This window comes from Pseudonocardia oceanicola (assembly GCF_047200735.1).
Classification (GTDB): Bacteria; Actinomycetota; Actinomycetes; order Mycobacteriales; family Pseudonocardiaceae; genus Pseudonocardia.
Map to the genome: position 1 here is coordinate 1 of NZ_JBJZON010000107.1, position 361 is coordinate 361.

Genomic DNA, 361 nt, shown 5'->3' on the forward strand with positions numbered 1-361 from the left:
GGGTCGTACCCTCCCGCATGATCTGCAGGGCCTCAAGCAAGATCGGCGCGCCAACGCCGGTCGGGAAGGTACGACCCATGCTCAGCGTGGTGCCCGAGGAGCCGGACGGCCGCGATGACCGCACCGGCGGCGAGGCGGCCACGGCGGCGGTGACGTCGGCGGTGACGTCGGCGGTGACGTCGGCGATCGAGGAACTCGTGCGCGAGGGCGCGCGGCGGATGCTGGCCGAGGCGTTGCAGGCCGAGGTCGACGCCTACTGCGCCCAGTTCGCGCACGAGCGTGACGAGCGCGGCCGCCGACTGGTGGTGCGCAACGGCAGCCACGCGCCTCGCGAGATCGTGACCAGCGCCGCCAAGGCCGT

The 361-nt window shown here is 73.4% G+C and carries 1 pseudogene; it reads left to right on the plus strand.

The annotated features are described in order from the left end of the window. Positions 1-77: 77 nt before the first annotated feature. Positions 78-361: pseudogene (locus ACL02T_RS35020) on the plus strand (hypothetical protein); the annotation flags it as partial.